Source organism: Flexivirga sp. (assembly GCF_035551235.1).
Taxonomy (GTDB): domain Bacteria; phylum Actinomycetota; class Actinomycetes; order Actinomycetales; family Dermatophilaceae; genus Flexivirga.
On sequence record NZ_DASZNO010000021.1, the window covers coordinates 38,206 to 56,511 of the forward strand.

Sequence of the window (18,306 nt, forward strand, 5' to 3'; positions counted from 1 at the left end):
TCCCGTAGGCTGCGAGGCGCTCGTGGTGCAGGAACCCGGTGAGACTCCGGGGCGGTTCCGCCACTGTGACCATCCTCGGATGGCAGCCAGACACTGGCCGCGGGCAATCCGACCGATTGAGGGGCGAGAACCCCGGAGGAGGAAAGCGGCTGTGGCCGAGCCTGCCCGCATTGCACTGCTGTCCACGTCTGACACCGATCTGCTCTCGGCCCGCGCCAGCGGGGCCGCCTACGTGTGGGCGAACCCGAGCCGCACCGACGACGCCGAGCTGAGCGCCGCGACCGAGGCGGCGGATCTCGTCGTCGTACGCCTGTTGGGATCGCCGCACGACCTGTGGCCCGGCCTGTCGACGGTGCGCGAGCGTGGCACCCCGCTGGTCATCCTCGGTGGTGAGCAGCAGCCGAGCGCCGAGCTGATGGAGCTGTCCACGGTGCCGATCGGCGTCGCCGCCGAGGCACACCGTTACCTGGCCGAGGGCGGGCCCGGCAACCTGCGCCAGCTGCATCGGTTCCTGTCCGACACCGTTCTGCTCACCGGTGAGGGCTTCGAGCCGCCGGCCACGATTCCGGCCTGGGGGTATGCCGAACGGCCGGAGCCGACCAGCACGAAGCCCCGGGTCGGCATCCTCTATTACCGGGCGCACGAGGCCAGCGGCAACAACGCCTTCGCGCATGCCCTGGCCGATGCGGTCGACGCGACGGGCACCGCGGTCGGCATACCGATCTTCGCCGGTTCCCTGCGCTCCGCCCCCGACGAGTTGTATGACGCCCTCGCCACCCTCGACGCCCTCGTGGTCACCGTGCTGGCCGCAGGTGGCAGTGTCCCGGCGACCGCCGGCGCAGGCGGCGACGACGAGGCATGGGACGTCGCGCGGATGGCGGCCCTGGACATCCCGATCCTGCAGGGGTTGTGCCTGACCGGCAGCCGCGCCGAGTGGGTGGCCTCCCAGGACGGCGTCAGCCCCATGGACTACGCCAGCCAGATCGCCATACCCGAGTTCGACGGCCGGATCAGCACGGCGCCGTTCTCCTTCAAGGAGATCGACCCCGATGGACTGCCGATGTATGTCGCCGACCCCGAGCGCTGCGCCCGGGTGGCGCGGATCGCGGTCAACCATGCCCGGTTGCGGCACACGCCGAACGCCGAGAAGCGGCTGGCGCTGGTGCTCTCGGCATACCCGACCAAGCACGCCCGCATCGGCAACGCGGTCGGCCTCGACACACCCGTCTCGGCGATCCGGATGCTGCGGCGGCTGCGCGAGGCGGGCTACGACCTCGGGTCCGACAACGCGGTGCTGCCGCTGCTGGACCTGGCGGACGACACCGCAGCCGGGGACGGCCTGGTCCACGCCCTCATCGCCGCCGGCGGCCAGGACGAGGAGTGGCTGACGTCGGCCCAGCTCACCGACGCGCACGTGCGGATCACCAAGGCGCAGTACGACACCTGGACCGCCGACCTGCCGGAGGAGCTGCGGACCGCGATGCGGGAGAAGTGGGGCGACTCCCCCGGCTCACTGTTCGTCAACGACGACGGCGAACTGGTCCTCGCGACGCTGCAGGCGGGCAACGTCGTCATCCTCATCCAGCCGCCCCGCGGCTTCGGGGAGAACCCGGTCGCGATCTACCACGACCCCGACCTGCCGCCCAGCCACCACTACCTCGGCGCCTATCGCTGGCTCGAGCACGGCTTCGGCGCGGACGCCGTCGTACACCTCGGCAAGCACGGCTCGATGGAGTGGCTGCCCGGCAAGAACGCGGCACTGTCCGCCGGTTGCGGACCGGACGCCGCGATCGGCAGCATGCCGCTGATCTATCCGTTCCTGGTCAACGACCCGGGTGAGGGCGCCCAGGCCAAGCGCCGCGCACACGCCACCATCGTCGATCACCTGGTGCCGCCGATGGCGCGGGCGGAGTCGTATGGCGACATCGCCCGACTCGAGGGGCTGCTGGAGGAGTACGACAAGATCTCCGCGATGGACCCGGCCAAGCTGCCGGCGATCCGCGGGGAGATCTGGCAGCTCATGCACACCGCCGAGCTGCACCGCGACCTCGGGCTCGAGGAGCGACCCGAGGATGCGGAGTTCGACGACTTCCTGCTGCACGTCGACGGCTGGCTGTGCGAGATCAAGGACGCCCAGATCCGCGACGGGCTGCACATCCTCGGCGCGGCACCGACCGGCCCGGCTCGGGTCAACCTGGTGCTGTCGATCCTGCGGGCGGCTCAGGTCTGGGGCGGCGTCGGCCATGCCGTTCCCGGGTTGCGCGCCGCCCTCGGCCTGACCGAGGGCGCCACCGCTGCCGAGACCGACGCCTTCGAGGCGCAGGCCCGGGCGCTGGTCGAGGCCATGGAGAAGTCGGGCTGGGACACCGCCGCCGTGGAGACGCTGCACGACGACGAGGACGTACGCCGGGTGCTGGCCTTCGCCGCCGAGCAGGTCGTCCCGCGACTCGACCGGACCACCGACGAGCTCGACGCGGTGCTGCACGCCCTCGACGGCGGCTTCGTGCCGGCCGGACCGTCCGGGTCGCCCCTGCGCGGCCTGGTCAACGTGCTGCCCACCGGGCGCAACTTCTACACCGTCGACCCTCGCGCGGTCCCAAGCCGGCTCGCCTGGGAGACCGGCCAGGCGATGGCCGATTCGCTGGTGCGCAAATACCTCGAGGAGACCGGCGGCTACCCCGAGAGCGTCGGGCTCTCGGTCTGGGGCACCAGCGCGATGCGCACCTCCGGGGACGACATCGCCGAGGTGCTGGCGCTGCTCGGCGTGCGACCCGAGTGGGACGCCGAGTCACGCCGGGTTCGCGAGCTGGTCGTGATGTCGCTGGAGGAACTGGGCCGCCCGCGCATCGATGTCACGGTGCGGATCTCCGGTTTCTTCCGCGATGCGTTCCCGCACGTGGTGGCGATGCTCGACGACGCCGTGCAGATGGTCGCCGACCTGGACGAACCCGAGGACCGCAACCACGTGCGCGCCCACACCCGGCGGGATCTGGCCGCGCACGGCGACCAACGACGCGCGACCACCCGGATCTTCGGGTCCAAGCCGGGTTCGTACGGCGCCGGGATCCTGCAGGTGATCGAATCCGGCAGCTGGCGCGATGACAGCGACCTGGCCGAGGTCTACACGGCCTGGGGCGGTTTCGCGTACGGCCGCGACCTCGACGGTGCACCGGCCGCCGAGGACATGCGGACCAACTACCGGCGGATCAAGGTCGCCGCGAAGAACGTCGACTCGGCCGAGCACGACATCGCCGACTCCGACGACTACTTCCAGTACCACGGCGGCATGGTCGCCACCGTCCGTGCGCTCACCGGCTCCGATCCGAAGGCGTATGTCGGTGACTCGACGAGCCCGGACGCCATACGCACCCGAACACTGTCCGAGGAGACCGCGCGCGTCTTCCGGGCCCGCGTCGTCAACCCGCGCTGGATCGCCGCGATGCAGCGGCACGGCTACAAGGGCGCGTTCGAGCTCGCCGCGACGGTCGACTACCTCTTCGGGTTCGACGCCACGGCCGGTGTGGTGCACGACTGGATGTACGACAAGCTCGCGCAGGAGTACGTCCTCGACGAGACCAATCAGCAGTTCCTGCGCACCTCGAACCCGTGGGCGCTGCGCGGCATCGTCGAGCGACTGCACGAGGCCGCCGACCGCGGGCTGTGGGCCGAGCCGGACGCCGACGTGCTGGCTGCGATGCAGCAGGTCTACCTCGAGGTCGAGGGCGACCTGGAGGACCGGGACCAGTGACGGCTCAGGGCCGAATCCGCCTGCGAATCCTGGGGATCGGGATGGGTCCGCAGCACACCACACCCGAAGTGGCCGAGGCGCTGCGTGGCTGCGATTACGTCGTGGCGGCGCAGAAGCACGACGACGACGGGTTGCTCGCCGCGCGCCGCGAGATCGCTGCGGCACACGGCGTCGAGGTGGTCGCCGTGCGCGACCCCGAGCGCGACCGGGTGTCGAGCTCGACCGGCGAGAGCGCCCACTACACGGGCGCGGTGCGGGCCTGGCACGAGGCACGCGTCGCGGCATACGAGACGGTGCTGCGGGAGCGCGGCGGCACCGCGGCGTTCCTGGTGTGGGGCGACCCGTCACTCTACGACTCGACGATCCGCGTCGTGGAGCAACTCGCGAGCCGGCTGCCGCTGGACTACGACGTGCTGCCGGGCATCAGCGCCCCGCAACTGCTCGCCGCGCGGCACCGTCTGGTGCTGCATCCCGTCGGGCGCCCCGTGCACATCACCACCGCGCGGCGGCTGCCCGAGGCCGTCGACGCCGGCCAGACGAACATCGTGGTGATGTTGGGCAGTGCCCCCGACCTTGACGGGTTGGCGGACTGGTCGATCTGGTGGGGTGCCAACCTCGGTGCCGCGGGGGAAGAGCTGGTGACCGGCCGCGTCGGCGACGTCCTGCCGCAGCTCGAGGAGGCGCGGGCCCGGGCCCGGGCTGCGGCCGGTTGGGTGATGGATGTCTATCTGCTGCGCGCGCCGGACGCTGATCCGCAATGAGCGGCCTGTTGATCGCCGGCACCACCTCGGATGCCGGCAAGTCGGCCGTCACCACCGGGCTGTGCCGGGCCTTCGCCCGCCGCGGCCTGCGCGTCGCGCCGTACAAGGCGCAGAACATGTCGAACAACTCGCTGGTGGTTTCGACAAGCTCAACCAGCGAGGGACGACCGACCCACGCCGAGATCGGTCGCGCCCAGTGGGTGCAGGCGCTGGCGGCCGGCGTCGCGCCCGAGCCGGCGATGAATCCGGTGCTGCTCAAGCCGGGCAGCGATCACCGCAGTCACGTGGTGCTGATGGGCCGGCCCGCGGGCACGGTCGACTCCGGCGGCTGGGTCGCCGGCCGCCGGCACCTGGCCACCGCGGCACACGTGGCGTATGACGACCTGGCCGCGCGGTTCGACATCGTGGTGGCCGAGGGTGCGGGCAGCCCGGCGGAGATCAATCTGCGGGACTCCGACTACGTCAACATGGGTCTCGCCCGGCACGGCCGGCTGCCGACGGTGGTCGTCGGTGACATCGACCGCGGCGGGGTGTTCGCCGCGATGTACGGCACCGTGGCCCTGCTCTCCCCGGAGGACCAGGCGCTGATGGCCGGGTTCGTGGTCAACAAGTTCCGCGGCGACCGAGCCCTGCTCTCCCCCGGGCTCGATGCCCTCGAACGGCTCACCGGCCGCCGTGTGTATGGCGTGCTGCCCTGGGACCCGGCGCTGTGGCTGGACTCCGAGGACGCGCTCGACCTGGACGGCCGACGGGCGGCCGGCGCCGCCACCCGACGGGTGGCGGTCGTGCGACTGCCGCGGATCAGCAACTTCACCGACGTCGACGCGCTCGGCCTGGAGCCCGCGCTCGACGTCGTATTCGCCTCTGGCCCAAGGGATCTCGCCGATGCCGATCTCGTGGTGCTGCCCGGCACCCGCTCGACGATCAGCGACCTTGCCTGGCTGCGCGCACGTGGACTGGACCGCGCGATCCTCGACCACGCCGCCCGCGGCCGACCGGTCCTGGGCATCTGCGGAGGGTGCCAGATGCTCGGGCGGACCATCGCCGACCCGGACGGCGTCGAGGGCGACGTGACGGTCGTCGGCGGGCTCGGCCTGTTGGACCTGACGACGACCTTCAGCGCCGAGAAGACGCTGCGGCTGTGCCCGCCCACGGGCTACGAGATCCATCACGGCCGGATCGAGGGCGAGACCCGGCATGGAGCCGTCACCGGCACGATGGTGCACGGCCGGCTGGAGGACGACGACCACCGGGCAGCCTTCCTCGCCGAGGCGCTCGGCGCCGGATCCAGCGTGTCGTTCCCGGCCGCCCGCGCGGCCCGCATCGACCGGCTCGCGGAGCTGGTGGAGCAACACCTGGACGTCGATGCCCTGGCGACCCTTGCACGGGACGGCGTGCCGAGCACGCTGCCGACGTTGCCGCCCGGAGGTGCGCAATGACACGAAGGACACTGCTCATCCTCGGCGGCACCAGCGAGGCCCGTGAGCTCGCCGCCCGCCTCGTCGACGCCGGGCTGCCGGTCACCTCGTCCCTCGCGGGCCGGGTCGCCGCGCCCCGACTGCCCGTCGGCGACGTGCGCATCGGCGGCTTCGGTGGTGTCGCGGGCCTGCGCGCAGCACTCGTCGATTACGAGGCTGTGGTCGACGCCACCCACCCGTTCGCGCTCGGTATGTCGGCCAACGCCGCCGCGGCCTGCGCCGCCGAGCGCGTGCCGCTGCTGCGCCTGGAGCGGCCCGGCTGGGAGCCGGATCCGTCCTGGCGGTACGTCGACGGTCACGAGCAGGCCGCCGACCTCGCGGCGCAGCTCGGCGCACGGCCGCTGCTGACCGTCGGCCGCCAGGAGCTGGGCCGGTTCGTGCCCGCGCTGGGCAGGCACCGCGTGCTGGCGCGCGTGGTCGACGTGCCCGACCTCGCACTGCCGGAGCCGTGGGAGCTGGTCACCAGCCGGGGCCCCTACACACTGGCCGGCGAGCACGCCCTGATGCGCCGGCACGGCAGCGACGTCGTCGTCACCAAGGACTCGGGCGGCAGCTACACGTGGCCCAAGATGCAGTCGGCCGCCGAGCTGGGCCTGCCCGTCGTCGTCGTACGCCGTCCCGCCGCCACCGACGGCGTGCCGACCGTGCACGACGTCGACGCGGCGGTCGCCTGGGTCGAGGAGCAGTCATGAGGGTCCTGGTCACCGGCGGCGTCCGGTCGGGCAAGTCCGCACACGCCGAGACGCTGCTCGCGAACCGGGCCGCGGTGACGTATGTCGCGCCGGGCCCCACCCCCACGGAGGACAGCGACCCCGACTGGGTCAGCCGCATCGAGGCGCACCGGGCTCGGCGTCCCGAGAGCTGGATCACCCTCGAGACACCTGATCTGAGCAGCGCGCTCGCGCGCACCGACGGGCCGGTCCTGGTGGACTGCCTCGGCACCTGGCTGACCGCCGTCCTCGACGAGCGCTCGCTCTGGGAGAGTTCGGGTGAGGAAGCCACCGCGATCATCGGACAGCTCGCGCAGGAGGCGGCCGACCTGCTCGACGTCAGGGGCGAGTCCGGCACCGTGCTGGTCACCAACGAGGTCGGGCTGGGCGTCGTACCGGCCCATCGCTCCGGCCGGCTCTTCCGCGACCTGCTCGGACTGGTCAACCAGCGCATCGCCGCTGCCTGCGACGAGGTCCACCTCGTCGTGGCGGGCCGGGTGCTCGTCCTGTGAAGCGGCGCAGTTCCGGCCTGCTGCGAGCACTGACCGCCTGGACCACCAAGGACTGGCTCGAGGCGGGTGGTTTGCTCGGCTTCATCGCGTTGCTGCATGTGGCCGGTTTCGGGGTGCTCCTGCTGGTGGTCGAGCCGCACCACTACGCGCTCGGCACGCAGGTCTTCGGTGTCGGGCTGGGCGTGACGGCATACACCTTCGGCCTGCGGCACGGGTTCGACGCCGACCACATCGCGGCCATCGACAACACCACGCGCAAGCTGCGTGACGACGGGATGCGGCCCAAGTCGGTCGGCTTCTGGTTCGCGATGGGGCACTCCACCGTCGTCTTCGTGCTGGCCGCGCTGGTCGCGTTCGGAGCGCACGTCGCGAGCACGCTGATGAACGACGGCTCCGGTGCGCACCGCGCGCTCGGCATCATCGGCACCCTCTCCTCGGGCAGCTTCCTCTACCTCATCGGCATCCTGAACCTGTTTGCGCTCGTGGGCATCTGGCGGGTCTGGCAGGGCCTGCGACAGGGGCACTTCGACGAGAGCCAGCTCGAGCTGCACCTGCAGAACCGCGGTTTGCTCGCGCGCTGGCTGGGCCGGCTGACCCGTGCGATCCGCCGACCGTGGCAGATGTACCCGGTCGGCATCCTCTTCGGCGTCGGCTTCGACACCGCGTCCGAGGTCGCACTGCTGGTGCTGGCCGGCACGGGGGCGACGTCCGGCGTGCCGTGGTACGCGATTCTCGTCCTGCCGCTGCTGTTCGCCGCCGGCATGAGCCTGCTCGACTGCCTCGACGGCCTGTTCATGGGGATCGCCTACGAGTGGGCGTTCCACAAGCCGGTGCGCAAGGTCTACTACAACCTGGCCATCACCGCGCTCTCGGTCACCGTCGCCCTGCTGATCGGCAGCATCGAGATCATCGGAGTCCTGCACGACAGCGCGGGCTGGGTCAACCCGGTCACCGACTGGATCACCGGGCTGGACCTGGACTACGTGGGCTTCGTCATCGTCGGCCTTTTCGTGGTCGTGTGGGCCGCGGCCGTCACCTACTGGAACGTCGCGAAGGTCGAGGAGAGCTGGGGCGAGATCGGCCGAACCCGGCAGGCCGAGGACTGAGGCACCGTCCGCGCAGGACCGCGGCGACCGCGGCTGCCGTGACCGCGGCACCCAGTCCGACCTGGCGGGCGAGCCGCACGGCCACCGCGATGTCGGCCGGCTCGGGCGCCGCTCCGTCCCCCATCTCGGCGCGGTGCTCGACCCGGTTGCCGTAGTAGGTGTTCGTGCCACCCAGCCGGACACCGAGCGCGCCGGCGAACGCCGCCTCCGCCACTCCGGCGTTGGGGCTCGGATGCCGGGCGGCGTCACGCCGCCACGCGCGCCAGGCCGCGGACGGGTCATCGCCCAGCGCGACCGCGAGCAGGCCGGTGAGGCGGGCGCCGGGAAGGTTGTGCAGATCGTCGAGCCGGGCCGAGGCCCAGCCGTAGTGCTCGTACCGAGCGCTGTGGTGCCCGACCATCGCGTCGAGGGTGTTGGCGGCGCGATAGCCGAACAGCCCGGGTATGCCGGCCAGCCCACCCCACACGAGCGGCGCCACCACGGCATCGGAGGTGTTCTCCGCCACCGACTCGACGACGGCCCGGGAGATGTCGCGGGCGTCGAGAGAGCCGGTGTCCCGCCCGACGAGCCGGCGCAACCGCAGCCGCGCGGCGGGCAGGTCATCGGCCACCAGCAGTGCGTGGACCGACATCGCCTCACGCTCCAGCGAGCGGCCGCCGAGGACGACCCAGGTCGCTGCGGCGGTCGCCAGTGTGCGCGGGACAGGGCCGGAGGCGGCGCGCTCGGCAGCGAGCCCGAGGACCGCTGCTCCTCCCACCAGTGCGGCCGTGTGCAGCGATCCACGCCTGCGTGAGTCGGCATACGTCCGTCGTTCGAATGCCATTGCCAGTGAACCGAATCCGGCGACCGGGTGGAATCGAGCCGGGTCCCCGAGCAGCCGGTCGGCGGCATAACCGAGCGCCAGCCCGAGCGCGCGCGCCGTCATACCAGGGCCACCAGCAGGATGGCGAAACAGATCTCGATGCTTGCTCCGAAGACGTCACCGGTGACCCCGCCGAACCGGCGGATGGCGCGCGCGACCGTCACCACGACCGCGCCGAACGCCAGCAGTGTGGCCAGCGGCCCGCGCCACCAGTCCAGTCCGGCCCACAGGCCGGCCGCCGTGACGGCCGCCGCGGCGAGCAACCAGACGACGAGGACGACCGGGCGCGCCACGGTCCGGGTGTAGGTGTCACCGAGCCCACCCGGACGGGCCGACGGCACGCCACGTGCGCAGCACACGACCAGCGCGGCCCGGGAGGCGCAGAGGACGACTCCGGCGAGCACGGCCGCCTGCGGCCACCGCGGCATCGTGGTCAGCTGACCCAGCGCCGACGCCTGCAGCCCGACGACCAGGACGGTCGCGACCACACCGGCCGGGCCGGACGTCCCGGTCTTCATCACCGCCAGCGATCGTTCCCGGTCGTATGACGCTGCCATGCCGTCGACGGTGTCGGCGAGTCCGTCGAGGTGGAACGCGCGGTTGCCGAGGATCGATGCGCCCACTGCCAGCAACCCGGTCACCAGGGGTGGCAGTCCGAGGGTGTGCGCCCCGAGCAGCACGAGGACGACGGCCGCTCCCAACGCTCCTGCGGCCACCGGGGCCAGGACCATCGCCATACCCGCACGCCGGCGATCGACGAGCGACGGTGGCGCAACCGGCACGGCCGTCAAGGTGCCCAGCGAGAGCCTCCAGGCGTCGCGCAGCATCAGGGCATGAGGTCCGACAGCAGCGCGACGTCGCGCAACAGCGCGGCCGCACTGCGCACGACCGGCACGGCCGCCACCGCGCCCGAGCCCTCGCCGAGCCGCAGGCCCAGGTCGAGCAGCGGCTCGAGCCCCATTTTGTCCAGCGCGAGCGACTGCGCGGGTTCGGTGGAGCGGTGACCGGCGGCATACCAGGCGGCGGCGCCGGGCTCGATCCGGTCGGCGGTGATCGCGCAGGCAACGCTCATCAGGCCGTCGAGCAGGACGGGTACGCCCTCCTGTGCCGCCGCGAGCAGGTACCCCGTGGCGCCGGCGAGGTCGGCGCTGCCGAGGGCGGTCAGCGTCTCGATCGGGTCGCCGGTCCGGGCGCCGGCGCGCGCGAGCGCGGTGTCGATCACCTGCGTCTTGTGCTGCAACCGCTCGTCGTCGACGCCGGTGCCGCGGCCGACGACCTCCGAGGCAGGCACACCCAACGCTGCCGCGACGAGTGCGGCCGCCGGGGTGGTGTTGCCGATGCCCATGTCGCCGCTGAGGAGCAGCTGGGCGCCGGCGGCGATCTCCTCCCGCGCGACCCGCGCGCCGGCCGCGAGAGCCGCAGTCGTCTCCTGCGCGGTCAGCGCGTCCTCGAGGTGGATCGCGCCGCTCCCCCGGCGCACCTTGTGCGCGGTCAGGGTTGCCCGCGTCTCGTCATCCAGATCGTCGAAGTCCTCGTCGACGCCGAAGTCGAGCACGCGGACCGCGATGCCGTGTGCATTCGCGAGGGCGCTGACTCCGGCCCGGCCGGCGAGGAAGGTGCGGACCATGGCGCCGGTGATCGCCGGCGGGAAGGCCGAGACGTCGTGCGCGGCGACCCCGTGGTCCCCGGCGAAGATCACCAGCCGGACGTTGTCGACCGGTGCGGGCGGCACCTTCCCCTGGGTCGCGCACACCCAGACGCCGAGGTCGCCGAGGCGACCGAGCGCACCGGGCGGGGTGGCCAGTGCGGCCAGCCGCTTGGCGGCATGGTCGCGGGCGATGTCGGAGGGTGCGGTCACACGAGGCATGAGGGGTCACTTTCGGGCTGGCGGATGCTGTCGAGGCAGGTGAAGAGTTCGGCGGTGCGATCAGGCGGCCGGACGGCGATGCGGACCCAGCTGGGATCGAGTCCCGGGAAGGTGTCGGCGCGGCGTACCGCGACGCCTCGTGCACGCAGCGCGGCGTGCACTCCGTCACCCACGCGCACCAGGACGTATGGCGCAGCCGACGCGACATACGCGAATCCCCTTGCGGCCAGGCCGGTTTCGAGGACACGACGCCACTCCGCAAGTGTCTGCGCGCGCTGTCGGGCTTCGGGGACGGCGTCCTGCGCCATACAGGCGACGATCGCGGCGACCGCCGGGGACGACACCGACCAGGGCGTCTGCAGCGCTGCCAGCTGCCGGACGACCTGGGCGTCGCCGGCGACATACCCCGCACGGATCCCGGGGATCGCCCAGTGCTTGGTGAGGCTGCGGATCACCAGCACTCCCGACAACCGTTCGCGCACGAGGGACCCGGTCTCGCCGGGCACCGCGTCCATGAACGCCTCGTCGACGACGACGAGGCGGCCGGTGCGTCGCAGCGCGCGTACGACGTCCGCCGGGTGCAGCACGCCGGTGGGGTTGGTCGGGTTCCCGAGGATGACGAGGTCGGCGTCCTCCGGCACCTCTCCGGGGTCGAGCGCGAAGCCGTCCTCGGGCCGGCACAGGACGGTGGTGACCGCGTGACCGCTCTGCTCCAGCGCGGCGTGCGGCTCGGTGAACTGCGGGTGGACGACCACCGGGCGTCGCCAGTCCCGCAGCCGCGCGATCAGCCCGAACGCCTCGGCCGCGCCGGCGGTCGGCAGCACCTCGTCGCGGTGGCGGTCGTGGTGCCGGGCGATGGCCGCGCGGGCGGGCTCCGCGTCCGGGTAGGCCGCAGCGTCGTCGAGCGCGTCGTGCAGGACGTTGCTCAGCCAGTCGGGCCGGGGCCCGGCATACACATTGACCGCGAAGTCCAGCAGACCGTCGCCCGTCTCGGCGTCACCGTGGTGGCGCAGCGGTTCGCCGACCGGTGCGGCGGCCGGCGCGGCCTCACCGGACGGCACCTGCGGCAGCCGGACGCCGGTGTGCGGTGCAGCTTCGTGCACGGCGTCGGCGAAGCGCTGGGCGAGCTGCGGGTGCCCGGCCCAGTGCACGTGCAGGTATGACGCATGCCAGGTCTCGCTGGCGAATCCCGTTGCGGCGCCGTCGATTTCCCACGCCGGCCGGTCCCCGCACTCCGGCGCGGTGGCGGTGCGGTGGAACTCGTGCCCGGTCACGCGCTCACCGGCCCGGGTCAGCAACGAGTCGCCGGCCGCGGTGGCCACCGGGTAGCGCAGCGTGAGCCGTTCGCTCATCCGGGCGTCCGCCGGGACGGCACCCGCCATCGGGGCGCCGTCGAGGGTGTCGGCGAGGTACAGCAGCCCGGCGCACTCGGCGACGGTGGGCACGCCGGCGGTGACCGCAGCGCGCAGGTCGGCCAGCAGCGCGCGGTTGGCGGCGAGTTCGGCGGCATACACCTCGGGGAAGCCGCCGCCCAGGTAGATACCGCGGGTGCCGATGGGCAGCGCCGGGTCATGCAGCGGGTCGAAGGCGACCACGTCGCACCCCGCGGCGCGCAGCAGCTCCTCGGTCTCGGTGTAGCGGAAGGTGAAGGCCCGACCGCCGGCGACCGCGACGACGGGACGCTCGGCTCCGGACGCGCGCACCTCGGCGGCCGGGTCCCATGGCGCGCCGGCGAGGTCGGCCGCCGACCTGGCGACGTCCAGCAGCGCTGCCAGGTCGAGGTGGCGGGCGATCTGCTCGCCGAGCAGGTGCATCGTCCGGGCGGATTCGCCGCGCTCGGCGGCAGGGACGAGACCGAGATGACGGGACGGCGTGGCGAGCCGCTCGTCGTGCGGCAGGGTGCCGAGGACCGGCAGGCCGGCCCGCTCCAGCGACCGGACGATCTCGGTCGTGTTGCGCCCGGGACGTGCCCTGTTCAGAACGACGCCGGCGACGGTCACGGCCGGATCGAAGGCCGCCATACCGGCCGCGATCGCGCCGGCCGACCGGGACATCCGGGCGACGTCGAGCACCAGCACCACCGGGGTCGAGGTCAGCGTCGCGACGTGTGCGGTCGAGGCGAAGCCGTCGGTGCCGAGCCGGCCGTCATACAAGCCCATGACGCCCTCGATCACCGCCACGTCGGCGCCTCGAGCGCCGTGCAGCAGCAACGGGACCACCCGTTCCTCACCGACGAGATGCGGGTCCAGGTTGCGGCCCGGACGTCCGGTGGCCAGCGCGTGGTAGCCGGGGTCGATGTAGTCGGGGCCGACCTTGTGACCGCTGACCACCAGCCCGTTGCCGTGATCGCCGGTCCGGCGCAGCGCCGCCATCAGGCCGCTCGCGACGGTGGTCTTGCCCTGTCCGGTGGACGGGGCGGCCACGACGAGTCGCGGCAGGCCTACCACTCGATGCCCTTCTGGCCCTTCTGGCCGGCGTCCATCGGATGCTTCACCTTGGTCATCTCGGTGACCAGGTCGGCGACCTCCAGCAGGCGCGGGTCCGCGTCGCGGCCGGTGATGACCACGTGCTGGAAGCCCGGGCGGTCGCGCAGCGTGGCCACCACGTCCTCGACGTCGACCCAGCCCCACTTCAGGGGGTAGGTGAACTCGTCGAGGATGAGCAGATCGTGGGTCTCCTCGGCGAGCCGGCGCTTGATCTCGACCCAGCCCTCGCGGGCCGCTGCCTCGTGGTCCTCGGCCTCGCCCTGCTTGCGGGTCCACGACCAGCCCGAGCCCATCTTGTGCCACTCGACCGGGCCTCCCTCGCCGGTCTCGTCGTGCAGCCGGCCGAGGCGCTCGAGCACGGTCTGCTCGCCGATGCGCCACTTCGCCGACTTCACGAACTGGAACACGCCGATCCGCCAGCCCTGGTTCCAGCCGCGCAGCGCGAGACCGAACGCCGCGGTCGACTTGCCCTTGCCGGGACCGGTGTGGACCATGACCAGCGGCCGGTGGCGACGCTGTCGGGTGGTCAGGCCGTCCTCGGGTATGACGGCGGGCTTGCCCTGGGGCATCAGGCGGCTCCATTCATTCGGTCGGTGTGGCTGCGCACCGTGCCGGCCAGCGACTCCGCGCTGAGATCGGCGACGGGCAGGTGCTCCGCGCGCAACGCCCTGGCGAGCCGCACGGCCAGTCCGAGCCGCATCGGACCGCTCTCGCTGTCCACCACGACCGCCGGGATCCCCAGGCCCGCGAGCCGCTCCGCCGCCTGCACCGATCGCGGGACCGCGTTGGTGCCGCCGGTGGCGCGGCCGTCGGTCACGACCACGAGCAACGGTCGCAACCGTGGGTCGCGCAGGCGTTCGCGGACGAGGACGCGCGCGGCCTCGAGCAGGCCCTCGGCCAGTGGGGTGCGGCCGCCGGCGGGCAGCTCGTCGAGGCGGGCCGCGGCGATGTCGACCGAGTGTGTCGGTGGCAGCACCAGGTCGGCCTCCGTGCCGCGGAAGGTGATCAGGCCGACCTTGTCGCGGCGGCGGTAGGCGTCCAGCAGCAGCGAGAGGATCGCGGTCTTGACCTGGGTCATCCGTTTGCGGGCGGCCATCGAACCGGAGGCGTCGACGCAGAAGAGCACCAGGTTGGCCTCGCGGCCCTCGCGCACGGCGGTCCGGATGTCCTCGGACCGCAGCGTCACCCGGGTGCCGTTCCGCGGTCGGGTCGCCTGGCCACCGGCGGCGGCGAGCAGCGTCTCGACGAGGTCGAGCGAGCCTCCTGCGCCCTGCGGGCGGCGGGCACCGACGCGGCGGCCCGTGCTGGCGATCGCCCGGCTGCGACGACCCGCGGCGCCGTGGCCGAGGCCCTGCACCGTCAGCAGTTTGGGTCGGTATGCCGTGCCCGCCGCAACCGTCGACAGCGCGGTCGACCCGGGACCGGTCGGGGCTCCGTCCCCGTCGCGCGGGTCCGGCCGGTCGGTCGGAGCGTCCGGTTGCGTGTCCTCCGCGGACGCGTTGTCCGCGGGCGCGTCGTCCGGGGGCGTGTTGTCGTCGCCGGCCGCCTCACCGGGTGCTCCGTCCCGCGGCGGCGCCGGCCGCTCGGCGTCTTCCGTTCGCGACTGGTCACCGCCGTCCGCCGGCGGCGATCCCTCTGGCGGCTCGGGCGGTTCGGGCGGCAACTCGTCGTCGCCGAGGAGCTGATCGAGCAGGTCCTCGTCGAGACCGGGAGCGTCGAAGGGATTGCGCCGGCGCCGGTGCGGCAGCGCAAGCAGGGCAGCCCGGCGGATGTCGGCCCGGGTGACCTCGTCGCGGCCCTCCCAGGTGGCATGTGCGACGGCGGTCCGGGCGGTGACGATGTCCGCGCGCAGGCCGTCGACCTCGAACGCGGCACAGATCTCGGCGATCTTCAGCAGCGCCGCGTCGCTCAGGCGCACCGTCGCGAGCCGTTCGCGGGCAGCGCCGATGCGTGCGGTGAGCGCCTCCTCCTGGTCCCGGTAGCGCGCGGTGAACGACGCAGGGTCCGCGTCATACGCCATCCGCCGGCGGACCACTTCCACCCGCACGGCCGGGTCGCGGGGCGCGGCGACCTCGACGGTCAGCCCGAACCGGTCGAGCAGCTGCGGCCGCAGCTCGCCCTCCTCGGGATTCATCGTGCCGATGAGTGCGAATCGCGCGGCGTGCTCGACCGAGACACCATCGCGCTCGACCGCGGCACGACCCATCGCCGCGGCGTCGAGCAACAGGTCGACCAGATGATCGTGCAGCAGGTTGACCTCGTCGACATACAGGATCCCGCGGTGGGCGCGTGCCAGCAGCCCGGGCTCGTACTCCACCTTCCCGTGCGACAGGGCGCGCTCCAGGTGCAACGAACCGAGCACCCGGTCCTCCGTCGCGCCGACCGGCAGCTCGACCAGCCGGACCGGCCGGGTGACCGTCTCGGCATTGGCTGCGAAGGGTCCGTCCGGTGAGGATTCGGAGGGATCGGCGGGGTCGATGGAGAAGCGGTCCGCGTCATACACGTCGATGGGCGGCAGTACGGCGGCCAGCGCGCGTACGGCGGTCGACTTCGCGGTGCCCTTCTCGCCACGCACCAGGACACCGCCGATCTCCGGGGAGATGGTCATCAGGATGAGGGCCAGGGCCATGTCATCCAGTGCGTCCGGGTCGCTGCCGACGACGGCTGAAAAGGGGTATTGCTGTGGCACGTGAGGCTCCCGCTCGCTTCGCCAAACTCTGATGGGTGGGGCGCGGGGCCGGTCTTCGGACTTCCCGAGTCCCCTCGTGTGAGGGGCCCGGATCACCGCAGCGGGCCTGTGCCGGATTTTCACCGGCTTCCCAGATTCTCCCCTCCGGCCGTCCCCACCGTTTCCGATGGCTGGGCAGTCGGGGCACCTCGTGCCTGAGTCCCTCACGATAGCGTCAGCGCCATGGCCGCCATCAGCCGCTCCCCTGCCGGGTCGCATCCGCCCCGCATCGTCGTCATCGGCATCGGCGGCGAGGGCTGGACCGACCTGTCCGGTCGCTCCCGCCGGCAGATCGAGCAGGCGGCCGTGGTCATCGGCGGACGCCGCCACCTCGGCCTGCTGCCCGCCATCGCCGGCCAGCGACGAGAACCGTGGCCCTCTCCGCTGCGGTCCGCGCTGCCGGCGTTCCTCGCCGGTCTCGGCCCCGGACCGATCGTGGCGCTCGCCTCCGGCGACCCGTTCCTGTCCGGCATCGCCACGACATTGGTGGACCTCCTCGGCAGCGACCGGGTCGTCGTCGAGCCGGCGGTCTCGTCGGTGACCCTCGCCCGTGCCCGGATGGGATGGAGCGCGGAGAGTTGTGCGGTGGTGTCGCTGGTCGGCCGCGACCCGCAGCTGGTCCTGCGCGAGGCGGCGCCCGCGCGCCGGATCCTGGCACTGTCGGCCGACGCGTCGACCCCCGCGACCGTCGCGGAGCTGCTCGCCGCTGCCGGGTATGGCGCCAGCGAACTCACCGTGCTGGGCGATCTCGGCACGGCCACCGAGTCACGTGTCGAGGGCACCGCGGCCGCCTGGTCCGGGGAATCCCCCCGGCTCAACATCATCGCGATCGCCTGCTCCGGAACCGCCACCGGCGGCTGGGTCGCAGGCCTGCCCGACGACGCGTTCGAGCACGACGGGCAGCTCACCAAGCGGGATCTGCGCGCCAGCGCCCTGGCCCGGCTCGCACCGATCCCCGGCGCACACCTCTGGGATGTCGGGGCCGGTGCCGGGTCGGTCGGGATCGAATGGATGCGCGCCCACCCCACCTGCACGGCGACGGCGATCGAGGCCGATCCGCAACGGGCAGAGCGGATTTCGCGCAATGCGGCCCGGTTCGGCGTCCCGGGGCTGCAGGTCGTCCGAGGCCGGGCGCCCGAAGCTCTCGCCGGCCTGCCCGCACCGGACGCGATCTTCGTGGGCGGCGGTGCGACCCGTGCCGGAGTCGCCGACGCATGCCTCACGGCGCTGCGCCCCGGCGGCCGGCTCGTGGTCCACGGCGTCACCCTCGAGACCGAGCAGCTCCTGGCCACGCTCTACCGGGAGTATGGCGGTGAGCTGACCCGCTTGTCGGTGGAGACGGCCGCACCGATCGGGTCCTTCACCGGCTGGACTCCGGCCCGGGCCGTCACCCAGTGGGCGCTGAGCCGCTGACGCCGTACCGCTCCTCGTGCACGACCGTGTCCAGCGGCGACCGGTGCCGCCAGCCGAAACGCTCCAGGTCGGGAACCTCCGGCAGGGCGGAGACGGCTCCGACACAGAGCCACGCCACCGGGCGGACGTGCTCGGGCATCCCGACGAGCGAGCGCACGAACTCCTCACGGTAGAAGCTGACCCAGCCCACCCCGACACCCTCTGCGGTGGCGGCGAGCCACAGGTTCTGGATGGCGCAGACGACCGAGTAGAGACCCGCGTCGGCGATCGCGTGCCGGCCGAGCACGTCGGGTCCGCCGCGGGTGGGGTCGTAGCCGACGACGATGCCCAGGCCGGACTCGCGGATGCCTTCGATCTTGATGCGCGAGAACGTTTTCGCCCGCTCACCGGACAGTGACGCCGCGAAGACGTCCCGTTCGGTCTCGACGTGCCGGGCGAACCCGGCGAGCGTCTCGGGCGACCGGACGAGCACGAAATCCCAGGGCTGGCTCATCCCGACACTGGGTGCGCAGTGCGCGGCCGAGAGGATGCGCGCCAGGAGGTCCGGATCGAGCGGCTCGCCGGTGAACTCGCGGCGGGTGTCCCGCCGGCGATTGATCACGTCATACAGCGGTTCGTCCGGCATCGCGCCGACG

At 72.7% G+C, this 18,306-nt stretch carries 14 protein-coding genes and 2 riboswitches; of the genes, 7 read left to right on the forward strand and 7 right to left on the reverse strand.

The genetic code is table 11. The features are described 5' to 3' along the window. The first annotated feature begins 6 nt into the window (after window positions 1–6). Window positions 7–116: riboswitch (cobalamin riboswitch) on the forward strand. The 6 genes from cobN to nicT all read left to right on the forward strand — a co-directional run bounded on the left by cobN (window position 80) and on the right by nicT (window position 8,315). Next, window positions 80–3,748 carry a cobaltochelatase subunit CobN gene (gene cobN, locus VG502_RS05395; protein ID WP_414655702.1) on the forward strand — a complete coding sequence of 1,223 codons (3,669 nt, stop codon included), beginning with the start codon at window positions 80–82 and terminating at the stop codon, window positions 3,746–3,748. (Overlaps the previous riboswitch by 37 nt.) Then, the gene (gene cobF, locus VG502_RS05400; RefSeq protein ID WP_325549000.1) at window positions 3,745–4,509 is read left to right on the forward strand and encodes a precorrin-6A synthase (deacetylating); all 765 of its coding nucleotides are present in this window, start codon (window positions 3,745–3,747) and stop codon (window positions 4,507–4,509) included. The genes cobN and cobF overlap by 4 nt, the downstream gene beginning before the upstream one ends. Further along, window positions 4,506–5,948, forward strand: a complete 1,443-nt coding sequence (locus VG502_RS05405; RefSeq protein WP_325549001.1) for a cobyric acid synthase — start codon at window positions 4,506–4,508, stop codon at window positions 5,946–5,948. Before cobF ends, VG502_RS05405 begins: the two co-directional genes overlap by 4 nt. Further along, window positions 5,945–6,679: a cobalt-precorrin-6A reductase gene (locus VG502_RS05410; protein WP_325549002.1), complete on the forward strand. Its 735-nt coding sequence runs from the start codon at window positions 5,945–5,947 to the stop codon at window positions 6,677–6,679. The genes VG502_RS05405 and VG502_RS05410 overlap by 4 nt, the downstream gene beginning before the upstream one ends. Then, complete coding sequence (locus tag VG502_RS05415) at window positions 6,676–7,209, forward strand: bifunctional adenosylcobinamide kinase/adenosylcobinamide-phosphate guanylyltransferase (RefSeq protein WP_325549003.1); 534 nt, start codon at window positions 6,676–6,678, stop codon at window positions 7,207–7,209. The genes VG502_RS05410 and VG502_RS05415 overlap by 4 nt, the downstream gene beginning before the upstream one ends. Further along, complete coding sequence (gene nicT, locus VG502_RS05420) at window positions 7,206–8,315, forward strand: Nickel transporter NicT (protein WP_325549004.1); 1,110 nt, start codon at window positions 7,206–7,208, stop codon at window positions 8,313–8,315. The genes VG502_RS05415 and nicT overlap by 4 nt, the downstream gene beginning before the upstream one ends. Here nicT and VG502_RS05425 read toward each other — a convergent pair. Genes VG502_RS05425 through VG502_RS05450 form a run of 6 tightly spaced genes read right to left on the reverse strand, consistent with a single transcriptional unit; the run spans window position 8,242 to window position 16,219 of the window. Next, entirely contained in the window at window positions 8,242–9,240 is a 999-nt protein-coding gene (locus VG502_RS05425) for a cobalamin biosynthesis protein (RefSeq protein ID WP_325549005.1), read from the reverse strand. The two genes, nicT and VG502_RS05425, sit on opposite strands and share 74 nt — an antisense overlap. Further along, window positions 9,237–10,004, reverse strand: a complete 768-nt coding sequence (locus VG502_RS05430; protein ID WP_325549006.1) for an adenosylcobinamide-GDP ribazoletransferase — start codon at window positions 10,002–10,004, stop codon at window positions 9,237–9,239. The genes VG502_RS05425 and VG502_RS05430 overlap by 4 nt, the downstream gene beginning before the upstream one ends. Continuing rightward, window positions 10,004–11,044, reverse strand: coding sequence for a nicotinate-nucleotide--dimethylbenzimidazole phosphoribosyltransferase (cobT, locus tag VG502_RS05435; protein WP_325549007.1), 1,041 nt, complete (start codon window positions 11,042–11,044; stop codon window positions 10,004–10,006). The genes VG502_RS05430 and cobT overlap by 1 nt, the downstream gene beginning before the upstream one ends. Further along, the gene (locus VG502_RS05440; RefSeq protein WP_325549008.1) at window positions 11,032–13,491 is read right to left on the reverse strand and encodes a bifunctional hydrogenobyrinic acid a,c-diamide synthase/histidinol phosphate aminotransferase CobBC; all 2,460 of its coding nucleotides are present in this window, start codon (window positions 13,489–13,491) and stop codon (window positions 11,032–11,034) included. The genes cobT and VG502_RS05440 overlap by 13 nt, the downstream gene beginning before the upstream one ends. After that, complete coding sequence (cobO, locus tag VG502_RS05445; RefSeq protein WP_325549009.1) at window positions 13,485–14,099, reverse strand: cob(I)yrinic acid a,c-diamide adenosyltransferase; 615 nt, start codon at window positions 14,097–14,099, stop codon at window positions 13,485–13,487. Before cobO ends, VG502_RS05440 begins: the two co-directional genes overlap by 7 nt. After that, the gene (locus VG502_RS05450) at window positions 14,099–16,219 is read right to left on the reverse strand and encodes a VWA domain-containing protein (protein ID WP_325549010.1); all 2,121 of its coding nucleotides are present in this window, start codon (window positions 16,217–16,219) and stop codon (window positions 14,099–14,101) included. Before VG502_RS05450 ends, cobO begins: the two co-directional genes overlap by 1 nt. A gap of 46 nt (window positions 16,220–16,265) precedes the next feature. Further along, window positions 16,266–16,369: riboswitch (cobalamin riboswitch) on the reverse strand. Window positions 16,370–16,441: 72 nt separating this feature from the next. Here VG502_RS05450 and cbiE point away from each other — a divergent pair. Beyond that, complete coding sequence (gene cbiE / locus VG502_RS05455; RefSeq protein WP_325549011.1) at window positions 16,442–17,671, forward strand: precorrin-6y C5,15-methyltransferase (decarboxylating) subunit CbiE; 1,230 nt, start codon at window positions 16,442–16,444, stop codon at window positions 17,669–17,671. Here cbiE and bluB read toward each other — a convergent pair. After that, complete coding sequence (bluB, locus tag VG502_RS05460) at window positions 17,646–18,296, reverse strand: 5,6-dimethylbenzimidazole synthase (protein ID WP_325549012.1); 651 nt, start codon at window positions 18,294–18,296, stop codon at window positions 17,646–17,648. The genes cbiE and bluB overlap by 26 nt on opposite strands. Window positions 18,297–18,306: the final 10 nt, after the last annotated feature.